Raw genomic sequence first — 11302 nt, forward strand, 5'->3', positions numbered from 1 at the left:
AATAGGTCTCAGTCGGACTCAGGAATGAAGTCATCAAAAGGATTTAATCTGAAATAAATACGGAATACACAACCCGGAAATTGCTTATCTTGCGGATGTGGATTTTCGCTGACGGTAATTTGCGCGTCATGCTGCAAAACGATCTCACGCACGATGGCAAGCCCCAGACCGCTGCCTTGCACATTACTTCCTAATATCCGGTAAAAGCGTTCAAATACACGCTCACGTTCCGCAAGTGGAATGCCAGGTCCGTTGTCTTCCACTTCTAAAATCGCAAGTTGTTGTGCCTGGTTGTCATTGACTTTGACGGTAACGCTATGCCCTGCGGGCGTGTAGCGAATCGCATTATCGATCAGGTTGCTCAACATCTCTTTCAACATGATGGGATTGCCAAAAATGATGATCGCTTCATCTGTTTGTTCAAAACCGAGATCTATGTGTTTAGAAAATGAAGACGGTATCCATTCACGTACAACATCCATCGCCAATTCATTTAAATTAACGCGCTCTAAAGATCGGTTAGATGGCGTTTGATTTTCCGCTTTTGCCATCATCAACAATTGATTAATCAGACGGGTCGCGGCTTCTGAGCTGGTGGATAGTTGCAACAAGGAACGATGGATTTCTTCCCTATCAGTTTGTCGTAGGGCAAGCTCCGATTGCATGCGCATACCCGCTAGCGGCGTTTTCATTTGATGGGCAGCATCAGCGATAAACCGTTTTTGGCTATTGATGGTCATTGTCAGTCGGCCTAACATGTCGTTGAGCGAGTTGACCAGCGGAGTAATTTCTTCTGGTACCTGACGCGGATCAATCGGGCTTAGATCATCTGGACGACGCGCACGTATTCTTTGCTGTAACTCGGCGAGCGGTGATAGACCACGACTAAGTGCAAACCACACGAGTGCCAGCGCAATCGGCAGAATGATGAATTGTGGGAGAATCACACCTTTGATGATTTCGTTAGCGAGGTTGGAGCGTTTTTCGAGACTTTCTGCTAACTGAACCAGAATTAGTTGACGATTGCTTTTCGAACTTTGTGTTGCCACCTCTGCAGTGCCTGCGTCAGTCAAAGATGTATTGGGGACTTCGATATAGGCATAAGCGATGCGCAAGTCGACGCCACGTAAACTGCTTGTTCGAAACTGTGTGTTACCCGCTGCAGGCTTTTCATCTTCGTCGGGTGGGGGAAGATTGGGATCGCCTTCAATCACCGTACCGTTCATCGACTTTACCTGAAAATATAGCGTATCCAGATCATCAGCGCGCAACATATCGCGGGCTTGCTGGGTCATTTGCGACACCAGCTTGCCATCAACTTGTTTGATTTGTTGCGACAATACTGTGAGCTTATTTTCAAGCGTATGGTCAAATGGTTGGTTAGCAATTGACTTCGCGACCAGATAAGTGATTGCAATGCTCATAGGCCAAAGCAGCAGCAACGGTGCCAGCATCCAATCCAGAATCTCACCAAACAAGGAGCGTTGGTTGACTTCCTCGGATAGATTGAGCAGTGTATTCTCGGACGATGGCTGCGCTGCCACTGGTTTTACACTGCTTTCTGTATTCATTGTGTTTCGCTGTGGGTGACCGTGGTTGCATCAGTTACTGTTTTAGCAGCAGGTGCAACAAAGAATTTTTCTAAGCAATAGCCCAAACCGCGCACTGTCGCAATCCTGACGCCATCGATTTCAATTTTTTTGCGTAAGCGATGGACGTAGACTTCAATCGCATTATTACTGACTTCTTCACCCCATTCGCATAGATGATCAACCAATTGATCTTTAGATACCAGACGCCCGGTTCTCTGAAGTAAAACTTCCAATAAACCTAACTCACGCGCTGATAGATCCAGCATTTGCTCATGGATATAGGCGATGCGTCCGACCTGATCGTAGCTGAGCGGCCCGTGTTTGATGATGGTCGGGCCACCGCCGGCGCCGCGTCTGGTCAATGCACGGACGCGGGCTTCGAGTTCGGATAAGGCGAACGGTTTTGCCATGTAATCATCTGCGCCCAGATCCAGACCTTTAACCCTTTGTTCAATTGAGTCTGCTGCGGTCAAAATTAGTACTGGCAAGTGGGAGTTGCGAGCGCGCAGGCGACGCAACACTTCCAGTCCACTCATTTTCGGCAGACCAAGATCTAGTATCAGTAAATCAAAATCCTGTGTGGTTAAGGCAGTGTCTGCCTCTTGTCCGTTGTGCACGCAATCGGTGGCATAACCAGATTGGCGTAATGAACGGGTCAGGCCGTCGGCCAGGACACTATCGTCTTCTGCAAGCAAGATACGCATGATGGGGTTACAAGGTGAATTTGTCTCATAAAAAAGAAACCATCAGCTCAGGGGCGTTATATCTTAAAAAATAGGTCTCCGGGCTGCTCGGCGTCTTTTTTGCGTTTATTTTTTTATTGCCAGTCTTTAATTTTTTCAAAAATACCGGCACTGGGATCATTTTTATCGCTCTAAAAATCAGCTTTCATCCTGACTCAACTTTATACCAAATTCGTAGATAGATTTATACATATTGTCATAGGAAACTGAAGCAAACTTTGATATTTCTTCATGCAATGGTGTTTTCTTGCGATTTTTTGGTAAAGCACAGAAAATTACCTATGAATAAATAAAATTTCAACGAAATGATATGAACTTCTCGCAATATAAAGTTTCCTATTGCATCGGAATCGATAGCTCGGGTCGCAGCAACGGATATTTTTGATGGAAATCCCAACCTTGACAAACGATAATAGTGAATAAGTAACAATTGCTAAGTTACCTGGAGAAAAAACAATGCAGACGTGGTTACGTAAGACCTTCATCGCTAGCGCCATCAGCTTGACCTTTGTAGCGCCTGTTTCGGCAGTATCCATAGGAAATTTATCCGGCAGTCCGAAATCCTTAGCTAATGCTGCGCAAACGCAGATAGACCTCAACACCGACAATGGCAGCCTGATGCGTATCAGCCTGCTACGTCCGGATATGTTCAGGATACAGGCGGGGTTGCACGGACAATTAAGTGAAGCTGGCAACCGGGCTGCTCCGATTGTTATCAAAACCGACTACCCGCAAGTAAGTTATGCATTGACGGATCACACGGATTATCAATTGTTGCAAACCGCTTCCATGTCTTTGCGTATCTACAAAAAGCCTCTACGTCTGGCTTTGTACCACGCGGATAACCAAACCCCAATTTGGCAAGAGCGCCAAGCTTTAGAAATCGGTGAAAAGGCAAGCTTTCAGACCCTCAGCAGTGCAGCGGATGAAATATTGTATGGTGGTGGACAGCAAAATGGTAGCGTGGTGTTCAAAGGTAAGAATCTCGAAGTGTCTTACTCTGGCGGTTGGGAGGAGGGTGATCGTCCCAGCCCGGCACCGTTTTACATGAGCAACAAGGGCTATGGGGTATTGCGTAATACCTGGAGCAATGGCAGCTATGATTTTCGGGCGAACGACTTTTTGACCACGAAGCATCAGGAAGCACGCTTTGATGCCTACTATTTTGTTGGACCGTCTATCCATGAGGTTCTTGCTGCTTATACCGAACTGACTGGAAGAGCACAATTGTTGCCACGCTGGGCCTACGAATTTGGCGATGCCGATTGTTATAACGATGGCGATAACATTAAAAAGCCAGGCACCGTACCAGCAGGTTGGAGCGATGGACCTACCGGCAAAACTCCGGACGTGATTCTATCCGTTGCCGCAAAATACCGTGAATACGACATGCCAGGCGGCTGGATTTTACCGAATGACGGCTATGGCTGCGGTTATAGCCAATTGCCAGAAGTCGTGGCTGGTCTTAAAAAATATGGTTTTAAAACTGGTTTGTGGACAGAAAGTGGCGTCGATAAAATTAAGTGGGAAGTCGGCACTGCCGGAACCCGTGCGCAGAAGCTTGACGTTGCGTGGACTGGCAAAGGTTATCAGTTTTCTTTAGACGCCAATATGGCCGCTGTCCAAGGAATTTTAGATCACTCTGATGCGCGTCCTTTTGTCTGGACTGTCATGGGCTGGGCTGGCACGCAGCGTTACGCAGTGACCTGGACGGGCGATCAATCGGGCAGTTGGGATTACATACGGTGGCACATTCCAACGCTGATCGGTTCCGGTTTGTCGGGTCAGGCTTACGCGACCGGTGACGTCGACGGTATTTTTGGTGGAAGTCCGGAGACTTATACCCGTGATTTGCAATGGAAGACTTTTACCCCCGTCTTGATGGGCATGTCCGGCTGGTCTAAGGCAGAGCGCAAACACCCGTGGTGGTTTGATGAGCCTTACCGCAGCATCAACCGCGACTATTTGAAACTAAAAATGCGCTTGATGCCGTATATGTACACGTATGCGCACGAGGCTGCACAAACTGGAGCACCACTAGTGCGCGGGCTGATGTGGGATCACGCGCAAGATCTGCATGCCAACGATGAGCGATATCAAAATCAATTTTTCCTGGGTAAAGACTTTTTGATAGCGCCGGTATTTCGTAGTCAGGCGGCTAGTCGAGGCTGGCGCAAAGATATTTATTTGCCGCAAGGCGTATGGATAGATTATTGGGATGGTCGCGTCGTCAAGGCTGGTTCTGAGGGACTTTCCATCGATCAACAAGTAACGCTGGAGCGTTTGTCGGTGATGGTCAAGGCTGGGGCTATCTTGCCTATGTATCCGGTTGCGCTGTATGACGGTCAAGTGCCTAAGGATGTGTTGACCCTCGATATCTATCCGTATGGTAAATCACACTTTACGCTCTACGAAGATGATGGTGAAACGCGTCAGTATCAAGCCGGACAATTCAGTACCCAAACCTTTGAGGTTGATGCCCCGGAACTTGTCGCCGGAGATGTAAAGATACATATCGCTCCAGTGCAGGGGCAGTATGCAGGCATGCTGACGCAACGTGCTTTGCAACTCCAGGTACATACACGAGTGCAGCCGGATAGCGTTACATTCGCCGGACATAAAATCACTTCTTTTTCTACCAAAACTGAATTTGAAAAAGCGAATGCCGGTTGGTATTTCGATGCGCAAGATAAGTACGGAGTTGTCTACGTTAAAACAGCTGCGCTGGCAGTTAATCAGGCACACGATTTTGTGATCAAGATCGCTGCGGATAAAATGTTGACCGTTACTGCTGGCTATCCGTCAGCACCAGATTTGGGCAACACGGTACCGCCTGACAGTATCAGTGTTCTCAGCCGACCACCTGAAGAACCCGGATACCCTTTAGAAAATGCGTTTGATGGCAAACCTGACACCTGGTTCAGAACAGTCCGTGATCAGGCTCAAAAAAATGGTGCACATGAATTTTCATTGACTTTGGGCGAACGCCGCATGGTAAACGGCTTTGAAATTGCGCCGCGCAATGATAAAAATTGGGAATACGGACAAGCAAAAGATGTTGAGGTTTATCTGGCGGATAATAATGGCGAGTGGGGTAAGCCAGTGTTTTCTGGGCGTCTCCAACGTCAGCAAGAAAAGCAAAAAATCGAATTCGCTGCAAAGCCAGGTCGCTTATTCCGTTTCCGCATTCTGAGTACGTATGATCAGAACGATGATGGCGATGCACAAGACGCGATGGTGTTGACGGTGAATGAAGTTAAAAATAATGCCAAAGCTTACAATTCTTTGAATCCGGTGGTGGTAACGCCGATCACAATTTCTGAATTTAGCATTTTAGAAAAACCATTACCGCATCTGAAAAAGCAACAGTTGTTCTTATCGGATGTTGCACTTCAATCCAAGGTAGCGAGGGATTTCTACCTTGACCAGGTGGCGACGCCACAAGCGAAGAAAGAGAAAAAGCTCATGCAGATGAATGGTCTGCAATTTCATAAAGGTATCGGAACATCAGGTGAACATCAGATCGCCTATGAATTGCATGGCGATTGGCAAATTTTCCGTGCCGATGTCGGTATTGATGATCTATGCCGTAGCCACGGTGGTTTGCAATTTCAGGTGTGGGGAGATGATAAACTCTTGTTTGACAGCGGTTTGATACAAGTACCCGCGGTAGTAAAACCAGAAATTGATGTACGTGGCATTCAGGTACTGAAACTGAAAACGACAGGTGTAAAAAGTGAGCATCAGCAAGCGGTTTGCGCCAATTGGGCGAATGCGACACTGACCGGCTTTGCTGGTGACAGCGTTAATAATAAATTTTAGGAAAAATAATGTATTTCTTTGGTATTGGTATTCATGTTTTTATCGCTGTTTTTTTCGCGATTCACGTAATACGTAGTGGTCAGAATATGTACTGGCTGATGATTTTGTTTATGTTCCCACTATTAGGTAGTCTGGTCTATGGCGTTGCGATTTATTTACCGAGTACACGCATACAGCATGGTGCAAAAAAAGTGATGTCTGCCGCAGGTAAAATATTAGACCCGAATCGTGAGTTACGTGAAGCGCATGCTGCTTTTGATTACACACCGACGGCGCAAAATCAGATGCGTCTTGCAGCGGCGTTATTGGCGGCAGATCAGGCAGAGGATGCCGCAAAAAATTACGAAACCTGTTTGCAAGGCCCGTTCGCCAGTGACCCTGCAATTCGTCTGGGCGCCGCCCGTGCTAATTTTGCGTGCCAACGTTATGAAGCCTGTATCTCGCATTTGAGAATTTTAAAAGAAAGTGCCCCTAATAATGCGCCGGAAGTAGTATCAGTACTGATGGCAAAAGCTTTAGCTGGCGCAGGACATACGGATGAAGCACGTACTGAATTTGAATTTGCATTACAAAAATTCGGCAATTTTGATACCCGCGCGGAATATGCGATATGGGCAATAAGTCGTGGTGACAAAGAGACTGCATTGAAACTGAAAGCCGATCTCGATCAGACGATCAGTCGTTGGAATCGTCATAACCGTGAACTCAATGCAACCATGTTGGCTCGCCTTAACAGAGCTTTTCCATAAAACCTGAACTCTCTTATGACTCAAGATGAATTAAACTTTTCAAGACTGGCGACGGCGGACGATATCGCTGATTTTTTTTGTGCAAATGCAAATGCTGACTATATTTCTCACTCAGAATTGCAAGGCGGACGTGCTCTTGCGCCAGGCGTATGGAATCCGGATTTACGCCGGCTTATTTTTGATCAGGCAAATGCGATATTAAAAACGCAGGGTGATGCTTCATGCACGGCAAAGATCTATTGCGTATATCTTCAGCATCGCCTGCTTGGTGTTGCTTTCCTCAGCTTGAGTGGAGATACGAACGGTGTCTTTAACACCAAACGCTTTGCGGTTCTGGAAGACATTATTATTTCACCCGATGCAAGAGGGATGCGCGTTGGCAAGCGATTTTTAGATTTTATTATTGAGAACCTGAAGGTCAACGACGTGCACAGATTATTTTTGGAGAGTGGTATCACTAATCATAAAGCACACGACTTTTTTGAACGTGAGGGATTTCAGCAAACATCGGTTGTGATGATGCGAGAGCTGGTTAATTAATTTTACTCAATCAGCAATCGTAAAAAGTGGTTAGTCTTTCATATCTGGCGCTTCGATAGGCAACAACATCGTAAAACAAGTGCCTTCACCTACTTTGCTTTTGACGTTTAATTGTCCGTGCAAAATCGATGTGATGATGTTGTAGCTGATGCTCAGACCTAAACCGCTACCTCCTTGCCCGAAGCGCGTGCTAAAAAAAGGTTCGAAAATATGGCCAATGTTTTTTTCGCTGATACCATTTCCGTCATCGCTGAATTGCAGACGTATCTGATCGGTCCCATAGCGCTCGGCCGCGATAATCATGTGACCATGACTACGATCCGCGAAGGCATGGAGTAGGGCGTTTTCTATCATATTGGTTACCACTTGCCCCAGCGGACCAGGATAGCTTTTCATCTCAATATCATCTGGAATAAGGAGTTGTAACTCGTGTCCTGAATTTGTGATTCTGTTGCGAATCGACGCGGCAATATCCTGACAAGTCGTGCGTAAATTAAACTGGCGCTTATGTTCAGTATTCCGGTCAACCGCCACCTGTTTAAAACTACTTAACATTGTCGCCGCGGTAGTCAAACCATTGAGTATGAGTTTAGATCCTTCTTTGACATTATCCAGGTAATCCAGGAGTTCTGTCCGCTTTAAGTTTTGATTTTCAATCAGACTGCTAAGGGTTTTCGTCCGTTCAGAAATTGTACTAGCGATGAGCAAGCTATTGCCAATTGGTGTATTCATCTCATGAGCAACGCCTGCAACCAGAGAGCCGAGCGCTGCCATTTTTTCCTGATCGACTAATTGATTTCTTGCATCCATTAACTGACTGTAAGCGTGTGCATTGTCTAGTGCGATCGCACTATATGAGCAAAGCGTGCGGAAAATGAGTTGTTCTCTTTCTCCGTATGCGCGTTTCCTTCTTGACTGCATGGTCATCACACCGATAATACGGTTAGCTACAATCAGAGGTGAGAACAAGAGGCTCTCCATTTTCAGTGTGTCCGGCAATTGCGCTGCTGCATTGATTGTTTCAAAATTGTCGACCAAAATTTCACGACGTTCACGGATACAACGTGATGAGTAATAAATTTGGTCGTCAACCGAAAATTGATGTTGAGGTAATCGCTTTCCCGCTTCCATTCCATAAGTGAGGGTCAGTGTTGAACCTGTGCTGTCGAGAAGAAAAATAGAAAAATGCGTTACATCTAACAATGCGTTAACGTGATGTGATATCACTTGATAAATGTTATCGATCTGCAGCTGCGTCGTGATTTCCTGCCCGATGGTGCCAAGGACACAAAGCGTCTCGTTGGCTTGTTCGAGGATCGTTGCTCGGCGTTGCTGTTCTTCGACGATCGCTTTATGGTGTTCACTTTCGCTGATCGCTTTTTCTGTTTGCAACCTTAATTGCAATGCAATTGCACTGTTTTTAACATCAATATTGAGACTTTTTTCACGTGAGGAAAATGCCAGTAATGAGTAGGCATAGGCATTTGAAAAGTCTGCTAGTGTTGCATACTCAGCAGCGATTCTTGCGTACAGTTTGTCTGAGATGGCGTAATCTTGAATTTTTTCTCCAATTTCAACTGCTTGCAGTAAAAACTGCAGACTCGATACACCTTGGTTTAATTTGGTGGAGCGGAGTTCAGGATGAGCAGAAAAAATATCCGCCAGTGCCCAAAGCGATGCAATTTGATAGTCAGGGTAATTATTTGCATTGGCAATTGTGAGAGCTGTTTGGGCCGCCTCTAACGCAGCGTCAATCTGGTTTAAGTGTAATAAGGCCTGTGCCTGACCACGTAGAGCAATACACTGAAAATCCTGTTGTAGCCTGGCGACCGGGTGACTTTCTAAGCGTTTAAAATAGTTGTAGGCGTTGTGAAATTCCAATTGTGCTAGCGCGATGTCAGACAGGGAGCGCAATGCAATCACGTAACTGCGCGATTCGGTTACATTGTGCAGCGTTTGCAAAGCCTCATTCAATAATTCTTTCGCGGAATCCAACTGGTCGATTTTTCGAAATGCGTCAGCTGTTTGCGTGAGGCTAATCCCCAAAGAAATAGGCCAATCTTTTTGGCGTGCCAGTTTGAGAGCGTGTTGGCCCCATTTTAGCGATCCCTCAGTATCCCGCAGACCTGCCAGGCTATAACAAATGTTGGCAGAGATAACAATCGCTCGGGTAATCTGACCACTGTTAGCTGCTGCCTCTGTCGCTCGTATCAACTGGGTTGTAGCAGTTGCAAAATCACTGTATTGACCGGCCTGTACACCGAGGAAGTCAAATACCCACGTCAGTAATCCCTGATTTTGATATATGGTCAAACTTTCAAAGTGACGCACCCATTGTTCTTCATCGGGATGGTGCATTCGCAGTACATTTTGACGGGCAATGCAGGCATTAGCAATTTCATACCTGATTTTATCTTGTGCCAATTCTGCCTGTACCATACATAAAGCAAGTTCCTGTTGCTGAAGTTGAATTTCGCCGGCATCGGCTTCAATTTGCGCTGCTAGCCAATGCGTGTCTGCTAAACCCGGATGGTCTGCAATGTCGGAAAATAATTGAAGAGCTATATCGATTTGCTGACGCGCATTGTCGAAGTTGGTCGTTAACCAATCATTTTCTGCACGTATTAACTGCAAACGTGCTTGTATTTTTTTTTGCTCTCCGGCATTGAGTTGATATGTCGCCAGCAGTTGTTCTATCACTTCGCACATGCGAAGTGCGCGTTGCCCGTCGCGCTGACGTAAATACCATGCCAGCTCAAGCTGCATAGCGATAGAAGCCACATCAGTCCGATCGCTGAGGGCTTGTTCCAGGGTTGAAACCGTTTCATTGCTGGCAAACAACTCCATAACAAGCGTCTCCGGTCATCGCTGCACTATCAGGTACCGCGATTCATTTTTGACTAGCCAAAATGCTTTGGTGCGTCCTAAAACCAACATATTTCTAATGAACCACTTGTTACTTAAACTAATAAATTGCCATGATGTATTCGATTCGAGTATGTCGAACGATCCATTGTTTTTCTCATGTTAGTTTGTTTTAGCTATGAACGCCGATACTATTTGCAACTTCAACATAAGCGAAAAGAGATCTGATTCTGTCGATCGTGTTCACCTTTTTTAATATTGGATCTGAAAATTGCGGGTTAATCTAATCATTACCTACATATGTACTTCTTAATGGAATATTTGTTAAGTGCTTAAGTGTTAATTTTGGTTTCGGGCATGTATTCATTCCACAAATAATTGGTATAAGAAAAGTTTTAATATAATTATTATATTTATAATTAATTGAGCCTATATTGAGTTCACCGTAACAACTAGCGATGAAATATTTATTTCAAAATAGCAATCAATGTCAAACTTCTGCTATTGTTTTTCGTTGGTATTGTTTTGTTAAGTAAAAATCTCTCCGCGACTGAATATGCATCTTCCATTGTCTGCCTATCTGTTTGTAGCGACGGCGTTATCCGTTTTATTTATTTATCGGGCTGCGGTTTGGATCGTGCTCTTAGTTCTCACGATGAGTTGTGCTTACATTGAGAATCTCATTACGTTTCCCGGGGTCGTTTGCATCGCCGCAATGGCTGGGTTAATCGCAGCAAAGAAATATAGTGGGACAAATTTAATCGCTAAGCGCATTCTCAACGTTGTATTGGGGGCTCTCGGCCTGATTATGGCTTTGCATCTACTCCCTTGTAACCCTCCCGTAAAATCAAGCCATGCATAACCAGAGTTCTTGAGGCAAACTTATATGCCAAAGGAGAACAGAAATGCGTAAGAGCAGATTTACAGAGACACAGATCATTGGAATATTGAAAGCGGTTGAAGCTGGTAGATTGGTCAAAGATGTTTGTCG

7 protein-coding genes are annotated in these 11302 nt (G+C 45.5%); 4 read left to right on the forward strand and 3 right to left on the reverse strand.

The genetic code is table 11. The features are described 5' to 3' along the window. Positions 1 to 8: 8 nt before the first annotated feature. Positions 9 to 1571, reverse strand: coding sequence for a sensor histidine kinase N-terminal domain-containing protein (locus ACO0KY_RS14940; protein ID WP_423047326.1), 1563 nt, complete (start codon positions 1569 to 1571; stop codon positions 9 to 11). Next, positions 1568 to 2296 carry a response regulator gene (locus ACO0KY_RS14945; RefSeq protein WP_423047328.1) on the reverse strand — a complete coding sequence of 243 codons (729 nt, stop codon included), beginning with the start codon at positions 2294 to 2296 and terminating at the stop codon, positions 1568 to 1570. The genes ACO0KY_RS14940 and ACO0KY_RS14945 overlap by 4 nt, the downstream gene beginning before the upstream one ends. 495 nt (positions 2297 to 2791) lie before the next feature. On the opposite strand from ACO0KY_RS14945, the gene ACO0KY_RS14950 reads away from it, so the two are divergent. Genes ACO0KY_RS14950 through ACO0KY_RS14960 form a run of 3 tightly spaced genes read left to right on the forward strand, consistent with a single transcriptional unit; the run spans position 2792 to position 7446 of the window. Further along, a complete protein-coding gene (locus tag ACO0KY_RS14950; RefSeq protein ID WP_423047330.1) occupies positions 2792 to 6157 on the forward strand; it encodes a TIM-barrel domain-containing protein in 3366 nt (1121 codons plus the stop codon). Between the two features lie 8 nt (positions 6158 to 6165). Then, complete coding sequence (locus ACO0KY_RS14955) at positions 6166 to 6906, forward strand: hypothetical protein (RefSeq protein WP_423047332.1); 741 nt, start codon at positions 6166 to 6168, stop codon at positions 6904 to 6906. Positions 6907 to 6921: 15 nt separating this feature from the next. Next, a complete protein-coding gene (locus ACO0KY_RS14960) occupies positions 6922 to 7446 on the forward strand; it encodes a GNAT family N-acetyltransferase (protein ID WP_423047334.1) in 525 nt (174 codons plus the stop codon). A gap of 30 nt (positions 7447 to 7476) precedes the next feature. Here the strand turns inward: ACO0KY_RS14960 and ACO0KY_RS14965 are convergent, their stop codons facing one another. Further along, positions 7477 to 10293: an ATP-binding protein gene (locus tag ACO0KY_RS14965; protein WP_423047336.1), complete on the reverse strand. Its 2817-nt coding sequence runs from the start codon at positions 10291 to 10293 to the stop codon at positions 7477 to 7479. Between the two features lie 923 nt (positions 10294 to 11216). On the opposite strand from ACO0KY_RS14965, the gene ACO0KY_RS14970 reads away from it, so the two are divergent. Then, positions 11217 to 11302, forward strand: an 86-nt coding sequence (locus ACO0KY_RS14970; RefSeq protein ID WP_423047340.1) for a transposase, incomplete at its 3' end; no start/stop codon positions are given.

Origin of the sequence: Undibacterium sp. Dicai25W (genome assembly GCF_049340505.1) — a bacterium.
In the GTDB taxonomy this organism is placed as follows: Bacteria; Pseudomonadota; Gammaproteobacteria; order Burkholderiales; family Burkholderiaceae_D; genus Undibacterium; species Undibacterium jejuense.